This window comes from Microvirga sp. M2 (assembly GCF_047497095.1).
Lineage (GTDB): Bacteria > Pseudomonadota > Alphaproteobacteria > Rhizobiales > Beijerinckiaceae > Microvirga.
Genome location: NZ_CP134063.1, coordinates 599,878 through 616,015, shown reverse-complemented (window position 1 = coordinate 616,015; position 16,138 = coordinate 599,878). Strand labels below are relative to the sequence as shown.

At 59.6% G+C, this 16,138-nt stretch carries 15 protein-coding genes; 8 read left to right on the top strand and 7 right to left on the bottom strand.

The features are described from left to right. Positions 1-599: 599 nt before the first annotated feature. Together RE429_RS02965 and RE429_RS02960 are read left to right on the top strand one after the other, a co-directional pair. A complete protein-coding gene (locus RE429_RS02965) occupies positions 600-827 on the top strand; it encodes a hypothetical protein (protein WP_414472894.1) in 228 nt (75 codons plus the stop codon). Continuing rightward, positions 824-1,897 carry a tyrosine-type recombinase/integrase gene (locus RE429_RS02960; RefSeq protein ID WP_414472893.1) on the top strand — a complete coding sequence of 358 codons (1,074 nt, stop codon included), beginning with the start codon at positions 824-826 and terminating at the stop codon, positions 1,895-1,897. The genes RE429_RS02965 and RE429_RS02960 overlap by 4 nt, the downstream gene beginning before the upstream one ends. Positions 1,898-2,073: 176 nt before the next feature. Here the strand turns inward: RE429_RS02960 and RE429_RS02955 are convergent, their stop codons facing one another. Beyond that, positions 2,074-4,092 carry an amidohydrolase gene (locus RE429_RS02955; protein WP_414472892.1) on the bottom strand — a complete coding sequence of 673 codons (2,019 nt, stop codon included), beginning with the start codon at positions 4,090-4,092 and terminating at the stop codon, positions 2,074-2,076. A gap of 510 nt (positions 4,093-4,602) precedes the next feature. On the opposite strand from RE429_RS02955, the gene RE429_RS02950 reads away from it, so the two are divergent. Further along, positions 4,603-5,613 (top strand): IS1595 family transposase, encoded by a 1,011-nt coding sequence (locus tag RE429_RS02950; RefSeq protein WP_414472891.1) that lies wholly within the window; start codon positions 4,603-4,605, stop codon positions 5,611-5,613. Positions 5,614-5,626: 13 nt separating this feature from the next. Here the strand turns inward: RE429_RS02950 and RE429_RS02945 are convergent, their stop codons facing one another. From RE429_RS02945 to RE429_RS02925, 5 genes are all read right to left on the bottom strand, one after another. Continuing rightward, complete coding sequence (locus RE429_RS02945; RefSeq protein WP_414472890.1) at positions 5,627-6,559, bottom strand: IS481 family transposase; 933 nt, start codon at positions 6,557-6,559, stop codon at positions 5,627-5,629. Between the two features lie 82 nt (positions 6,560-6,641). Then, complete coding sequence (locus RE429_RS02940) at positions 6,642-7,073, bottom strand: hypothetical protein (RefSeq protein WP_414472889.1); 432 nt, start codon at positions 7,071-7,073, stop codon at positions 6,642-6,644. Positions 7,074-7,343: 270 nt separating this feature from the next. Continuing rightward, the gene (locus RE429_RS02935; protein WP_414472888.1) at positions 7,344-8,936 is read right to left on the bottom strand and encodes an AAA family ATPase; all 1,593 of its coding nucleotides are present in this window, start codon (positions 8,934-8,936) and stop codon (positions 7,344-7,346) included. A gap of 15 nt (positions 8,937-8,951) precedes the next feature. Then, positions 8,952-9,347, bottom strand: coding sequence for a DUF6634 family protein (locus RE429_RS02930; RefSeq protein WP_414472887.1), 396 nt, complete (start codon positions 9,345-9,347; stop codon positions 8,952-8,954). A gap of 99 nt (positions 9,348-9,446) precedes the next feature. After that, entirely contained in the window at positions 9,447-10,142 is a 696-nt protein-coding gene (locus RE429_RS02925; protein WP_414472886.1) for a hypothetical protein, read from the bottom strand. Between the two features lie 96 nt (positions 10,143-10,238). On the opposite strand from RE429_RS02925, the gene RE429_RS02920 reads away from it, so the two are divergent. From RE429_RS02920 to RE429_RS02905, 4 genes are all read left to right on the top strand, one after another. Further along, complete coding sequence (locus RE429_RS02920; protein ID WP_414472885.1) at positions 10,239-10,598, top strand: helix-turn-helix domain-containing protein; 360 nt, start codon at positions 10,239-10,241, stop codon at positions 10,596-10,598. Between the two features lie 192 nt (positions 10,599-10,790). Then, on the top strand, positions 10,791-12,041 hold the full coding sequence (locus RE429_RS02915; RefSeq protein WP_414472884.1) for an SIR2 family protein: 1,251 nt from the start codon (positions 10,791-10,793) through the stop codon (positions 12,039-12,041). Further along, on the top strand, positions 12,038-13,891 hold the full coding sequence (locus tag RE429_RS02910) for an ATP-binding protein (protein WP_414472883.1): 1,854 nt from the start codon (positions 12,038-12,040) through the stop codon (positions 13,889-13,891). The genes RE429_RS02915 and RE429_RS02910 overlap by 4 nt, the downstream gene beginning before the upstream one ends. 221 nt (positions 13,892-14,112) lie before the next feature. Beyond that, positions 14,113-14,355, top strand: a complete 243-nt coding sequence (locus tag RE429_RS02905; RefSeq protein ID WP_414472882.1) for a hypothetical protein — start codon at positions 14,113-14,115, stop codon at positions 14,353-14,355. Between the two features lie 84 nt (positions 14,356-14,439). On the opposite strand, the gene RE429_RS02900 is transcribed toward RE429_RS02905, so the two are convergent. Beyond that, positions 14,440-14,628 (bottom strand): hypothetical protein, encoded by a 189-nt coding sequence (locus RE429_RS02900; protein WP_414472881.1) that lies wholly within the window; start codon positions 14,626-14,628, stop codon positions 14,440-14,442. 129 nt (positions 14,629-14,757) lie between these two features. On the opposite strand from RE429_RS02900, the gene RE429_RS02895 reads away from it, so the two are divergent. After that, positions 14,758-15,219: an N-acetyltransferase family protein gene (locus RE429_RS02895; RefSeq protein ID WP_414472880.1), complete on the top strand. Its 462-nt coding sequence runs from the start codon at positions 14,758-14,760 to the stop codon at positions 15,217-15,219. Positions 15,220-16,138: the final 919 nt, after the last annotated feature.

Sequence of the window (16,138 nt, the reverse complement as noted above, 5' to 3'; positions counted from 1 at the left end):
CCGACGTCTAAAGAATCCTTGTCCGTTAGCATTCGCGTCTTGAAATCAAGCATTCATTGTCCTCTGTAAGCATTCACTCGCACTCGGCTCGATAAGGATTCAATATCTGCCCAATCAAGCGACATATATTTAAGATGGTCTCTCTCGCACATACACCGAATGCCGGATTCCGGATAGCCATCTTGGATAGCACCCATGCTTTACATCTTGATAGAATTTCGAATATGTGCTATCCAAGGCAAATATATTGGTGCGATATCAGATGCACACGGCGATTTATTTAGGCCGCCCGCATCGAACGTCTATGCGGAAGCTGAGCAGAGGGCAAACCCTAGTCTGTAGGGCGCTACAAGTTCCAGTATGGCCAAGTGCTTTGGCACTATGGGCAAGAAGTCTGCCCCCTCACGCTAATTTCGACAATGGCTAAGCTATGCGAAGTATACACAGCAACACCGGAGAGTTTGGATAATCTTAGGCGCATTCGCGGGGTCGAACTCGCTGTTAGAAAAGAACACAGCGGGCATTGAGGGCTATGCGGGTCACCAGTCAACCAGCGAGTGCTGGGCAGCACTCATGCAAACAACTGGGAGGGCTAGAACATGGCAGCAACGATCAGCCTCAGTGTAAAGCCATTCAGACTGCTTACACGGAAAGAAGGGGCATACTATTGCCGTTTGACCGCAGCAAAATTCGAGGGGCAATGCCCCGTGCATCCGGTTGAGATGCCCAGTGGGGAAAAGCTCTGGGATGTCCGAGACCTCGATGCGTGGATTGACGGCCTAAAAGTCAGGTTCAATGACGATGACATCATCGCGAGGCTTAAGTGACCTTCGTTCGTGTCAAGGGTTTCAAGATCTTCGCGGATAGGCATGGTAGATGGCGCTGCTATCATCGAAAGACGAAAATCCCCATTGACCTCAGGAAAGCGCCACTCGGCTCAGCAGATTTTTTTGCGATATGCGAGAAGATCGCAGCCCGTAACGCGAGGAGGACGACGAAGTCCAACACGCTTGGTATGCTTATCGAAAAATACCGAGAAAGCCCTGCGTACAGCATCCTCGCCCCTCGAACGAAGGAAACCTACCAGCGTGCTTTCGACTATTTGCAGCCCATCGCTGACACACCGCTCGGGTGTTTCGACACCCCTCTCATCGTTGGAATTCGTGACAAGGCCTTCTGGAAGAAGGGACGGAAATTCGCGAATGATCTAAAAGCACGGTTCTCCTTTATATTCGACTGGGGACGGCAATATGGGTACGTCAAAGAGAACTTTGCTTCCGACATCAAGGACATCCGCCGTCCGAAGGGAACACCTGACGCCAATCGCCCCTGGACCGACCAGGAGCGTCATGTAGTTATGGAGTTGGCTCCGGCACATATGAAGCCTGCCCTTGGGGTCATGATGTACACAGGTCTTGGGCCAGACGATACTTTGAAGCTCCCACGTTCCTTTTATCATGATGGCGCGATTGCAACCAAGCGGGGAAAGACCGGAGAACCGGTCTTCGCGCCAGCTATCCGTCCGCTCGTGGAAATCCTTGAACGAGCGCCCGCTCACTCTGCGCCTACCCTCTGTGCGAACTCGCTCGGCCATCCTTGGACCGGTGATGGTTTTCGAGCGTCGTGGCGTACATTTCGTAAGAAGCTTGAAAAGGATGGCAGGATCGGCCCTGGGCTAACTCTCTATGGTCTCCGACATACGATGGCAGTTATCCTCCGTGAAATGGGACGCCACGAACGCGACATTGCAGACGTGCTTGGACAGAATACCATTGAGATGGCTAGGCACTACGCGAAGGGAGCCGACTTGCGCCGCAAGATGCGCGGCATTGGACAGGACCTTGAGGCGGAACTTGACGAACGGAGCACAAACTTTGCCAACCGAGAAGACTGGTAGCATCGCCCCCGGATCTGAGCGGCATTCGGTAGCAAACGCCACCAGATGTGAGCTAAGTATCTGATGGGAGATGTGTTTGAACCCTAGTTGCTGCTGCTGAAATGGGCGTGGGTCGCGTTCGCATAGGAAGAGCGAACCGGAGCTAGGCCTCCCGACCATGCCTTCGTGCCAGTATCCTATCCGCGCTTCTCGATCATGGCGCTGACGATGGCGGAGAAGGCGCCTCCGCCGCAGGCACAGCTCACGGTCGCTTCCGCACCCGGGCTGCTGCACATCAGATGCTCGCAGCGCGCGAGGCCAACCCGCGTCGGGTCCGTGGCGACGAAGCGGCCCGACGGCCAAGCGGCTCCGAACGGACCCAGGCGGCGCATGGAAGGAACCGGAGGAGAAATCTCGGCACGCCGCTGTGGCGCGGGCGGCGCAGGCTGGACCCGACCCTCCAGCACGGTCCCCCAGACAGAGATGTTCTTGAGATCCATGGGCGCCACAGCATAGGGGCTCTGTTCCAGCACCGTGAAGTTCGCGAACTTGCCAGGCGTGATGGAGCCGACCTCGTTCTCGAGGCGAATGGAATAAGCGGCCTCAATGGTCATGGCGCGCAGCGCGGTCTCCAGATCGACAACCTGGTCGGGTCCGCTCACCGGACCTTCCGCTGTGACGCGGTTCACGGCGGACCAAATGAGTTGAAGCGGCTTGGCCGGGGCCATTGGCATGTCCGAGTGGAAGGAGATCGACATTCCGGCGCGGTGTGCATCCGCCAGAGGGACCATGCGCCGGGCCCGCTCCGGCCCGAGGCCGATCTCGGCATAGCGGCCGGACAGCGCCGTCACATAGTACGGATTCGCGCTCACGATTGCTCCGAGACGTCCGGCCTTCTCGACCTGCTCGGGTCGGGCATAGCCGAAATGCACGATGGTTGTCCGGTGATCGAAGCGCGGCTTCCGGCGCAGCGCCCGCTCGAGGTTGGCCAGCAGCACATCCATCCCGGCATCGCCGTTGTTATGGACGTGAATGTGGTAATCCGCATCCCAATAGGCTTGAAAGGCATAGGAGAAAACGTCGGGATCCATGATCCAGGCACCCTTGTGCCCATCGGTGTAGCCGTCCGTCATCTGCATGAGCTGGCTATAGATCGCCCCATCCGTCAGGAACTTGATCTGCTGCGGCAGGAAGCGTACCCGGCCGGAGCCCCAATCGAGCGTCTTGCGCGTCTCCGCGATCATCCGCGTCGGGTCATTGCGGTAGAGTGCAGCAAACGACTTCCCGTCCGGGATGAAGTAATGGTTGAACGGTGTTGCATCCGGCGCGTAGACCGCATTGATCGCATCCTGCAACGGCTTCGAGAGAAAGCCTCCCGGCTCGCAGGCGATGGTGATCCCCTGCCGATGATAGTACCCGACGGTGAACTCAAGCCCGGCCCGCAGACGCTCGGGCGTTGCCATGGCGGGCGCGATCTTCTCCAGGACCTTGAGCGTGCCTTGTTCGAAGAAGTGTCCCGTGCCGAAATCCGCCATCGCCGCCTGGCTCGGCGTGAAAGTGGCCAGGAAGGCCTCATTCACCCCCATGCGCTCCATCAGCTTGGAGTTCAGGAACACCTCGTGCTGCGAGCGGTGCCATACGATGACGGGGGTGTCAGGCGCCAGCTCGTCCAGCAGTGCGCGCGACATGTCCCCATGGAAGTAGTGGTGGTAGCCCCAGGTCAGATAAACCTGGTCGGGGTCACGTTGTGCCTTGAGAGCGGAGGTGAGCCGCTGGCGATACCCGGACGGGTCGCGGACGGCGGGCGAGAACCCCGCGACCGTATCCCAGTCCTCGATCGCGATGACGTCGGCCACGACCATCAGCGCGGCCAGGACCGGATGGACGTGCTGTTCGATGAAGCCTGCGATCAGCACCTTGTCGGCAAAGGTGCGATCGATCCGGAACGGCTGTTCGCCCGCGAGCGCCTGCAATTCAGCGAGGCCGCCGACGGCCGCGATGCGTCCTCCCACCACCGCCACAGCCTCCGCGCGGGGGCGGGTCGGATCCATGGTGAGGATTTCCCGTGCGACATAGATCGTCGCATCGGGCAGCGGGCCGACGCGCCCGATGATGTCCTGCAACGCTATTCCCTGTGAGGCCGCGCGTCTCCAGTCGAGAATGCCGAGGGACGCAGCAAGAGTGACGGCGGTCAACGCGCGGCGGGTCATCTGCATGGCAGTCCTCCCCAAGGCTACGCGAAATCTGCTCTCCGTAAGCGAGAGGAACCTTGATCTAGGTCAATGGCCCCGCACCGCAGATACGGTGCACCATTTTGGTTGTCTGCGCGGTTCCAATAACAGGCGCCGCGCTTGTGGCAGCGGCAACGAACAAACGCTTCCGACCTGACCCCTTCAGACCCTCCGCGTCTCCTCCAGCGATTGAGCGGCGTACGAAGTGATGTGGATCATTCTGAGCAGACCACTCCCTTTTCCGATCGACTCCGGCTAATTTTCCTGGCATAGGCGTGGCCATGCAAAGGCTCATACGACAGCTCTGACCTGAACCGCCGCGGTCCCAACCAGGGTCGCCAAGCGTAGCCGCTGTCCTAAATATGGCCACTCCCGGCCGCCGGAGCCAAAGCATGCATCTCGCCATCATCCCCATGGAGTTCACGATCCCGACCCTTGTCGGGGGCCGTGAAATACCATGCTCGTACCTCTTCCACTCTGGGGAGGTGCTGAGCGATGAGCGAGCACTTCCTCCTTTCCCGCCTCGCCAGGGATCTTCCGGTGACCAAGGTCATCCGGATGAGCGAGGACACGGCCTACAACTGGTTCCGGCGCGCCCGCTGGCCTGAGACCAAGGGCGAGCCATCCTGCCCACACTGTGGCGTGCTGAAGTGCTACGTTCTGACCCGACGCCGCTTCAAGTGCAGTGGCTGCCGCAAGGAGTTCACCGTCACTTCGGGCACGATCTTCGCCTCCCGGAAGCTGCCCTTCCGCCAGATCCTCGCGATCATCGCGCTCTCGGCTAACGGGGCCAAGGGTAAGGCGGCGTTGGAGCTCTGTCGGGAGATCGGAGTCCAGTACAAGACGGCTTGGACCAACCTCATGAAGCTTCGCGAGGCGCTGGCGGCCCGGCGTGACGAAACTGTCCTTGAGGGTGAGGTTGAGATCGATGGTCTCTATGCTCTCGGACATGTCCGGCCGAAGAACCGCAAGGAGGAACGGGTCGACCGTCGCCTTCCTGAGAACCAGTCGCCCGACCGGGTGGTCGTGATGGCCATCCGCGAACGTCGGGAGGGAGGCAAGTCTATCTCAAGGATCACACGCGGCGAGAACGCCGACTGCGCTTGGGACATGGTTCGGAAGCACGTTGCTCCGGATGCTCACATCTTCGCGGACGAGCATGCCGCCTATGATGAACTCGTCGGTCTCTGCGAACTCACCCGCGTGAACCACCAAGTTGCCTACCAGCATGGCAAGGGCGTCTCGACGAACCAGATCGAGAGCTTCTTCGCGCGCGTGCGGCGGGCCTACCGGGGTGTCCATCATCGCTTCTCGGTGAAGTACTTGGACTGGTATATCGCTGAACTCTCTTGGCGTGAGGACCGCAGTCGCCTCGGCAACCGTGGACAGACTGTCGAGATGCTCGCTCGGGCGCTTGCTCATCCGACTTCATGGAATCTTTGCGGCTACTGGCAAGGCAATAAGCCGCCTGACCTTGTATGGGAGCCCAGTGTTAGGGCTGCCTAGCTGTGAGTTCTGATCAGGTTGTTCCGGCGAGGGCCTGAGCGGGTGTTCGTCGTCCGAGACTACCATGCGGGCGCTGCTGATTGTACCAAGTCAGCCATCGCGGCAGATCGAGCGCTCTGGCATCAGACGAGCGGAACGGGATCGCATAAGCCCATTCGCGCAGGAGCGTCTGGATGAAGCGCTCAGCCTTGCCGTTGGTCTTGGGCGTGTAAGGTCGGGTGCGGATGTGCCGGATCCGGAGCATCCGCAGCGCTTTCCGGAACAGCTTGGCGACATAGCCAGACCCGTTATCCGTCATCACCCGCTCAACCCGGATCCCGCGCGTTCTGAACCAGCGCAAGGCTCGGACCAGGAAAGCCGTGGTCGAGCGGCGGGTCTCATCCGGCAGCACCTCAACATAGGCCAGCCGGGTGGCATCATCGATGGCCACATGGAAGCAGTCGTATCCGGCCCCAGCACTGGGGTTGCGCCGGTCACCGGTAATGCGGTGGCCCGCGCGCTCGAAGCGAGCCAGCTTCTTGATGTCCAGGTGGATCAGCTCGCCAGGATGCTGCCGCTGATATCGGCGTGGTGGTTCCTTCGGCTCAAGGGCCTTCAGGCGCCCCAGCCCACGCCGGGTGAGCCAGGCCGCGACTGTGGAGCGGGCCAGGTTGAGCTTGGCGGCAATCTCCTCAGCCGTGAGCCGGTACTCCCGCCGCAGCATCTCCATCACGCCGACCCAGTCCGCGGCCGTGCGATTGGCAATGGCTTTCGGGCAGGACGAGCGGTTGTTCAGTCCGCTCGGCCCTTCCGCCCTGTAGCGGGCCAGCCATTTGCGGGCGGTTCGCTCGCTGATGCCGAAGCCGGCCGCCACCTCTCGGACAGGGCGGCCCTCCTCGAGGATGCGGCGGATCATTTCCGCTCGACCCAGCCGGGTCGTGCGGGCATTCTGATGCGGGTTGTTCATTCCTCAGGTCCATCGGTAATCGTGTCGCAACGACCACCTTCAGGCCCTCAGACGGAATGAACAACCTCCTTAGATCTCACACCTAGCGCGCGATCTCCCAGAGGTTCTTGCGCCCATCCACGGTTCCTGCCTGCCGCACCCGTCCGCGCCTTTCCAGGTTCGAGAGGGTAGCCGAGATCCGGCTCGACATTGTCGCAACGAAGGGATCGTCCTCACCGAGTCCCTTATCTGTTGCAATGGCCGCCGAGCACGCTGCCGTGCTGATGGGTTCCTTGGCTTCCCGGATCGTCTTGAGGACGATCGCGCTCAGGTTCTCTCCCGAGAATGGACTTCTGCCAGCGGGCGCTCTCTTCCTTGGGGTCTTGGTCGGCAGAATGCTTGGATCGAACAACCTTGCGACCTGATCGATGGCTTCCACGTCGCTGTCGATTTGCTTGATCTGCTGTTCCAGGGTTTGGCGCCGCTCGGTCAGCTCGGCACGCTTCTTCAACAACTCCTCAACGGCAGCCGCCATCCCACACTCCGCTCGTCTCGAATCGAGCAACATCCTGTTGCACGATTGGCTGCGGACATTAACGGATCAGGGCACAAAAATCTGGTGGCGTTTGCTACCGAATGCCGGATCTGAGACCCTCAAGAGCCGAAGCTCCGCTTTTCTGCACCGGCTATGGTACACCTAAATTAAGCCGCGCCAGCCTTTCCGCTGATGACCACTGCTCTATTCTCATGCGGGCGGTGAGACCTTCAATCCATGCACCTTCCCCGAAGCGGGCCATAGGCGAGGTCAGTGCCTTCCACTCCTGCTCGCCAGAATGACCTCGATCACCCCTCGCAGTTTGCGCAACGAACCGCCCGGCCATGCCTTTGTGACGGCTTCGTATTCGATCTCATCCAGCAACCTGACCCAGCGGTGGTCCAATCCCTGTTCGGCCATGAGCTCCAAAATGATCTGGCGGCTGAGTGTCGGGAGATGCTCCTGTCCAGGCTCAGGGAAGGGGATGACCCGGCAGCGATCCCTGAGCGGAGCCGACAGCCCATCGAGCGTGTTGGCCGTCATCAGCCAGGTGACATGCGATATGTCGCACGGCGCCTGCACATACGGATCGTGGAAGCGGCATGCCGTCTCCCGTTCCAGGAAGGCGAGCAGCGAATCGTGGACCTGTCCGTTGAGCCGGGAGGTACCGGCCTTCTCAATTTCGTCGAGTACTGCACCCGGCCCCGAAATCCGATACCGGGTAATCAGTGCGACCGGGAGAGAAGGCTCGCCAGTTGACCAGCGACGCGGAGTGCCCGCAAAGCTTCCGTCAGAGATCCCGCCGCAAGGAACGACATCGTGGGGTACGTTGAGCACACTCAGGAGACGGCGCGCCAGACGGGTTTTTCCAGATCCCGGCGCACCAACGAGGATCGTGGGGCGAATCACGATGTGTGAGCGAGGGGCAATATCTATAAGAATCCGATCGATCACGTCGATCGCGAAGGGGAACTCGGCATGCAAAGTGGCCCGTGCCTGTACCAGATCCGGCGTGCTTACCAAAGGCAATGCCTTTCCGGTCAGTGGCTCCAGTTCCTTCGCCACCTTCTTTCCCTCGCTTGTGGTCGCATTTCCCACCTGATGAAAAACGACGACGCACGATGGGGAATTTGCCTCCAAAGTTTCCGCCTGAGGCGAGATCGCCGGAGACTTCACCGGATCCTCTTCCGACAGTTTCTCGATTGCCGCTTTAACTTTAGCTGCCTGCTCGGAAACGGCTTGTGTCTCGATGAGGCTGGTCAGGAGCCAGCCGTAGTGGGATACGAGATCTCTGGGCCGTCGTGCGCGCAGCATCCGCGCTTCCTTCCCGAAGTACGTGAACGCCAGGTCGGATGCGGCAAAGGAGAGCCAACCCAAAGCCGACGTGACCAGGGGGATGGCATATTCCCATTCGGTTGGTTCATGCTCCAACCCGATCACGGCCGTGATCGTCTGGCGGGCGACTTCGATCCCGGCACTGTGATCTCCAAGATGGGCAAGATAAATCTGGCAGCGCAACCGCCAGGATCTGGCTCCGTCAGGGAGAGATGTCTCTGCCGTGCTTAGCACGTCCGCAAGCGCCCTAACCTCATCCATCCCGGGGCTGACGGTCAATTGCTCCAGACCGTGGAAGACCATTGCGAAGTGTGCGTGATCCGCCTTCTTGTGCAGCCGGGGCATCAACCTCTCGGCAAAGGCTTGCATGTCGCGCTGGATGTCGTCTCCAAGGAATGGCATTCCGGCAAGCAGTTCAATTTCGGTCGGCAGGTGAAAGCCCGCGATTGCCGCCTTCTTGCGGCGTTCAAAGTGCCTGAGCGCGACGCGGGTGCGCTCGGCTGCCCCGGGCGAATCCTTGATGGCCACGAGTCCCTTCCTCCGTCACGAAGTTGGGTTGGCTTCACGCGGCAGGCCGAGGCGGTACCACCGCGACATTGTCCTCGCCCATCCCTTGTCCGGGGCAAAGACCCAGAGATCGGACGTGGCGATCGGGCGTCCCATGCCAGGCAGCATCGGATGGTTGCAGACATTCCCCACTAGGCAGGCGACGGGCCGGGTGCCACGTTCCCAATTGTCGAGGATCGGTGCGTCTTCAAGATCCGACGCCGTCGGCCCCCTGCTGTGCCTTATCGCCATGAGGTCGGCGGTCAGACGAACAAGGCGGTCAATTTCGAGGTCGAGAAGGCCCCGGTACGGGCCGTACTCGCGAGTGAGGAGGATCATTGCAACTTTTTCCGTTGAATTGGGCAATAGCGGGCTGCGCCACTTTGCGTTCATGACGAACACCCGAGCCTGAACGTCGCGGCCGCAATTCTGATGGCAGGGTATCATTTGCGGCTGCCTATCCGGCCCAAGTGACCTGTTGGGCGGCCGTGATCAGTCGATATCAACCAAGAGCGCACGGGCGATGCGCGCCGACGCATCGATCTGGCTTTCAGTCAGTGCGAAACAGTGACTTCCATTGGCGAAGTTCATTTCGCTTGGATTGAACCTAGGTAGGCCAGGGTAGACTACCGAGGCTTGGGACTCATCGTCCGACAGGAGGTTTCGACGGCGCAGATTTGGCACGACGTCGTCCGGTACGACCCCAACAGGAAAGAGCCGAACCGACGGTTGCCTTGAAAGTGGAACCGGCCGAGCCCCACATTGTCTTTTTAGTTTCTCCCAATGCTGCCAGTGATTTTTGAGCCTCTTGAAGTCCGCCACCGCCTCGCCAGGATCAGGCAGCCACTCCGGCATCGGGACCAATATTTGCACTTGCAAGCCACTCAGCATCAGCAGTGTCTCAAGGACATCTTGGGCAGGCATGTCCACGATAACCGGAGAGTACTTGGCCTTACCACGGGAACGTGCCCGAATCCGGTCGGTAATGCGCTCCCCGCGTCCTGCCTCGATCACTGAAGTGACAAATGGGAGCCCGCGGACGTGTGCAGATACCGAAGAGTTTCCCTCAATGAACACCTGTATGAGGAAGGGTTCGAATCCTAGGCCTAGCGCTCCAGCCGCAAGCAGGATGCTTGAATCCGTGCGCGTCGCTCCGCCTGTCGAACCCGCGAAGACAAAAGTTTCCATTCCCGAAAATCCCTGTTGAGACCGAATCACCCCAGAAGTCGACCGGGGGCGTGGAGACACCATAAGGATCCAAGGCACGAAGATCCATCCCTTTTGATGATCAATGCATCAATACCGATGCACAGCGCACCAATTGTTGACAAAGGGATAGCGTTACACAATCGACCCGGTCAATGTCCCCTCATGGCGGTGTCTTGGAAGCTTTTGAGAGGGGCGAGACTGATGCTTGGCCTCTCTCAGGAAGAGTTGGCCAAGGCGTCAGGAGTCGGCCGTGCGTCCATTGATCGGCTCGAGAGAGGGCTGGCGAGGACGATCCGCGTCACAGATGCCGTCCAGCGGGCACTGGAAGCCCGGGGCGTCAAGTTCATCGCAGCATCGAAGGATTCTGCTGGTGGTGTCCTCCTGCCACCTGACCCTGCGGAGTCGGCCAAGGCCGAAGTACAAGATCGAGCTTGAGGCAACGCAGCGATCGCTACGCCAAATGTTAGGGCGTTGCGCTCCAGATGACAGTCGCATCGATGGCGAGAGGTGTCCCACAAGAATCATTTGTGGGAATCCTTTCGAAACCCAGACGTGCCCTTGATGGTGGTACCGAATTGCCTAGCATCGCCCTATGAGCCGCGAAGCGGCCAATCGGGGGCATATTCCATGGAATCGGCACTGGACGCGGCACTGCGTGATTTGTGGCAGCACCTGACATCGGATCGTCAATCGTGGCTGCTTGGGGCGGGTGTCAGTTTCATGGCGGGCATTCCCCTTATGGTCCCCTTGACCACCCATGTCGTCGACCGCGTTGCGGCGGACTCTCCCGAGCAAGCCGAGCTTTTGACTGCTATTCGCGACCAGCTCCCACAGGACTGTCATGTCGAGCACATGCTCAGCCAGATCGGTGATTTCATCGCCCTTGCCGATCGGTCCCGCGCCGGCTCTGTTCAGATGACGGGGAAAGACGTGGCCGCGGACGCGTTGCGGGATCTTCACACAAGGATTCTCGAGGCGATCGGGAATGCAGTGAGGTACGGATACCGGCCACCGCGGAACGGACAGCCTGAGGTCCGAGGGACAGCCAGCCAACCCATCATCTCCGTTGACGATCATCGTTCCTTCGTCCGGCATCTGTTCGCAGCCCGCGAAAAGCCCGGCTTTCAGCAAGTTCCGATCACGTTCTTCACGACCAACTACGATACCCTCATCGAGGATGCCCTGGCGCTGCAACAGGTGCCGTTCGCGGACGGCTTCCTCGGGGGAGCGATGGGATTTTGGGCTCCGGACGTCGGGTTCACCGAGACGCGCTCCAATCGTGCGGCTGCCCGTGTCGTGAAGCTCCATGGATCGGTCGACTGGCACCGCAGCGAGGACGGTAGCGTAATCCGGTGCCGCAATGGGTGCGCCTATCCGAGCCGCGACGGTAATCTTCTCATCTATCCGCAGTCCACAAAGTATGTCGCGACCCAAAAGGACCCGTTCGCAGCGCTGTTCTCCCTATTCCGGCAGACCCTTTCGGTCGGTCCGGACAATGTCCTCGGGATCTGCGGCTACAGCTTTGGAGATGACCACATCGATGGGGAAATTGAAGCAGTGATGAGCCATCAATCTTCCAAGACCGTCATCGTCGCCTTTGCGCAGGAGGTACTGGATCCCCTTGGTGAGCCACAGCTTCCTACCCGAGTGAGGGAATGGCTCACTGCACGACCGTGGAGAGACCGAGTTTTCGTTGCGAGTAGCAAGGGCCTCTACCATGGAAGCATGACTAACCTGTGCGATACGGCAAAGGACATGGATTGGTGGACATTTCAGGGTCTGACTAATTTTCTATCCGAGGGCCCTGAGTACCTTCCGGCGGCCGCTCCCGGCCCCATACCCTCACCCGAGGTCACGCTGACGGAGGCTGCGGAATGAAACCGTTCGACATCATCCAAGATCTCCGTATCGGTTCCATTGTCGAAGTCACCGGGACGTCGGTGCGAGTTGAGCTCGATGGCGACATAACCGAACTCACCAGGACGCATGCGGGACGTGTCTACCCAATCGGCCAGATCGCGAGCATCGTTAAGATACACTTTGGGCGGCGAGTTCTGTTCGCGTACGTCCGGTTACTACGCATGCGGTCGGAGCTCCAGATAGAGGCGGGAGCGGCCCCTCTCCCGCCTGAGCGCGACCAGCGCATCATGGAGGCAGACCTCTTTGGCGAGGGCGTTTGGCGCGGCGGTCAACTCGAATTCCTCCGTGGCGTCAGCACCTATCCGCTTCCGCTACAAGCCGCCTACCTGATGACCCAGCAGGAGGTGCAGGAACTCTATCGGGCTGCCGAGGCGTCGCGCGACGATGGCGAGGATCCGATGATAACCATCGGAACGTATGTTTCGGCCGAAGGCGCGGTGGCCCGCGCCAACGCCAACCGCCTGTTCGGACAGCATTGTGCAGTTCTCGGATCCACTGGCTCGGGGAAGTCCGCCACCGTTGCCGGGTTACTCCATGGACTTCTTGGAAAAGGAAACGAGACAGGACGTGGGTGGAGGCCGAGGGTCGTTGTAATTGACCCTCATGGCGAGTACTCGGCAGCTTTTGGTGATCGTGCGATAGTCTATCGCGCCTATGACAGTCTTACCGGAGACAATGGATCTGACAGTGGCAAGCGGATTGCTTTGCCTTATTGGATTATGTCCGGTGACGAGTTCCGGTCCCTGATCATCGGAAAGACGGAGGAAGAGGCTACTTCACAGAACAACATCGTCTACAAGGCACTGGCCCATGCGCGGATGGCCGAGGCTGGTCTGATTGAACCATCTAGGGATTGGATCGATAAGACCGATGATATCGAGCCGGACGAGCCCAGGCCACTTCGCCCTGAGTTCGCCGACCGCGTGACATCCTTCGACCGAGACCTGCCGCTGCCGTTTCGGCTCGCGGATTTCGAGAGCCACATCCGTCTCGAACAAGGTGTCGCTTGGGCTTCCTCCGGAGCCGGCAAGTGGAAGAGGAAATCCACCACGGAGTTCAAGTCCCATAGGTCCATTCTGGACAAACTGGCAGTCCTGAAAGCCGATCCACGTCTGCGGTTCATGATGCAGGAACACGACCAGGAGGCGCCCGACCTCGCTGCCATCATCTCGCAATTCGTGGGCGATCAGGGCGATCAGCGTGACATTCGCATAATAGACATCTCAGGGCTTCCGAACGAAGTCGCCGGTCCCCTCACTGCCGTGATCGCGCGCTTGCTGTTCCAATACAAGGTCTGGCAGACCCGAACCGAACGGGAGCGGGACCCTGTCCTGCTGGTCTGTGAGGAAGCACATCGTTACGTACCAAATGCCGGACAGGCTGAGTACGAAGCGGCTCAAGTGGCAATCCGACGCGTTGCTCGCGAAGGTCGCAAATACGGTCTTGGCCTGATGCTTGTCTCGCAACGTCCTGCCGACGTTGAAAGTACAGTTCTCTCGCAGTGCAACTCGTGGGTCATCCTGCGCCTTACCAATTCCTCTGATCAGGAGCATGTCGCGAGATTCCTCCCTGATAGCCTTGCGGGGCTGACGCGATTGCTTCCATCCCTGATCAGACGGGAGGCAGTGTTCGTGGGCGAGGCTGCGGCGATTCCGGCGAGGGTTAGGATCAGGGAGCTCCGCAAATCCGAACTGCCCAATTCGAACGACATCCGTTTCGCCGATGGTTGGGCACAGCCCCCGGTAGACATTGCGACAGTCGAGGCAGTCGTCAGGAGGTGGCGAAGGGAGATGGTGGCACCTGACTAGGTGCCATGGTATTTCCAGGAGTGGGGGATACCCCAATCCACTAGAATCCGCGAGAAGCTTCCCTTAGCATTTGGTGAATAGGCGGGACCACCTGACGCAAGGTCGTGAATCCTGCCACACAGCCTATCCCCATATTCCACAGATCTCGAACAAAACGAGAACACAACGCTGGTGGGGATGAGGTCGAATTGATACCTTGGCGTTCCCCGATGGAGATGAACATGATCGATCAGGCCCAGCCCAAACCCCATGTGGATGAGATGGAAGCGGATGTCACCGCCGTTATCGAGGCTTTCGGCGGCGATCCACGAACAGCCATCAAGGCTCTTCTGGTTGAGCATCACAGTCAAGAGCAGCAGATCGAACGTCTCGCCGCATCCTTGTCGTTTGGGTACGTTCGCGGGCGGATTGGGGTGATGCCGCTCCGTGCTGGCTCAAGCCACTGCGGAACCACCGGATCATGATGACCACGTGGCCTAGTACCGTAATCGGCCGAAGCCAATGAGAAAACTTGAGGCGATCCCATGCGAAATGGTCATTCGAGAAAATCACGACGCTTCATGAGCAGGGAGGTTGTCGACAGGCTCCTGGAGTCCCTGCGACCGACCCGCCATCTTCTCACGCGGACGCTGGCCGACATCCCGATAGGCGGCCCGGAATACCGTCAGATCGACCGTGCGGTGCGGGAGATCGATGGACTGGCCGAGATCCTGATTGGCGATGTGAGCCACTACCATCAGAAGGTCCATCCTGTGCCTATGTCCGACATGGGGCATGGTGGCGAATAGACATTGAAAAGCACAGACCTATGCTGCTCAGAGCGGGCGCGATGGACTTTCGGGAGTGACATCTCAGGCAATCGCCGTTTGCCCAAAAGTCCGGCATTCCGCCGCGCCCAGGCTTCCGACCTTCCGGCCATCATTGCCCTTCTGGCCGACGACATTCTCGGGCAGCAGCGAGAGGATGCCAGCTCTCCGCCGAACCGGAAATATGTCGAGGCTTTCCAGGCGATCGATAGCGATCCCACCCAGTTGCAAGTGGTTGCGACACAAGGTGATGGGGTGATCGGAACCCTTCAGCTCTCTTTCATCCCAGCTCTCGCTCGCCAGGGCGCATGGCGCGGCCAGATCGAAGGTGTCAGGACCGCAGCGGCACATAGTGGGTCCGGACTTGGGCAGCAGATGTTCGAGTGGGCCATTGCCCAGTGCCGGGCCAGAGGATGCAATCTCGTCCAGCTTACGACCGACAGGGAACGTCCCGATGCCCACCGTTTCTATGAGAAACTTGGGTTCGCAGGGAGCCACATCGGCTACAAGTTGGCGCTGTAATCTTCGATGGACATGGCAATCTTCAGGCACTCTCCCAGCATGCTCATGCAGTTGGTTCAATTATGGTGGCGTTTGCTACCGAATGCCGCAAAAGTCCGGTTACCGCCGCATCACGGACGTTCGGTTTACTTCCGGAATGTGCCAATATGCGACATTTCCAGTTCCGGCGTGATATGGGATACGGCATAGCTGAGCCCTCCTCCTAATCCAGTGACATCCGGTTTAGGTTGACTGGTATTTCCACGACCGCCCTCAGGCTCAAAAGCCATACTTCAGGGAGGATCACTTTTCAGGAGGCAGGCCAGACTGGCCGGAGGCTGCCGAGAAGGCGCGCTATCTGCCGGGTCTGCTCGCGCGGAATTTGGATGCGCCCGACCTGCGTCGCCGCAGACTGATCGACCGGGTGCTGGCCGACTTTGATCATCTGCTCGACAGGTTACCCCACGGCTGAGACAAGTTTTCCAGAACCTGACTGACAACGGAGGTACCCCAAGGTCAGAGGCGAAAAGCGCAGCAACCGTGAAGCAAAGAAGCCGAAGCAGGACAAGCCCAAGAACCCGATCCGGCCTCTCCCCTCGTGAACCAAAGCAAGGGCAGCATTCCGGCGAAACCGGCCGGTGGCAAGCGGGTATCCTAGCTGGGCCGCAATGGGAACGATATCAATCGAAGCTTGCTTCAACACCCGCTGACATCTTTCGGTGACGAGCGGAAGATCGAGTCGAAGCGTTTCAGCATGTTGGCGGCTCGTTCGTCGCTACGATCGAGGCCGTCCGCATGGCGATGGTGGTCATCGGCACCACGACCGTCCAAAATGGCGGATCAGGAAGTGAACTCGGCGGGCACACCTGTGCGCCAACGCGCATTCTCGCGGAGACCGCTGACTGAGCCCCGGTGAGGCGCTGGCCGATCCAAAGCAGGG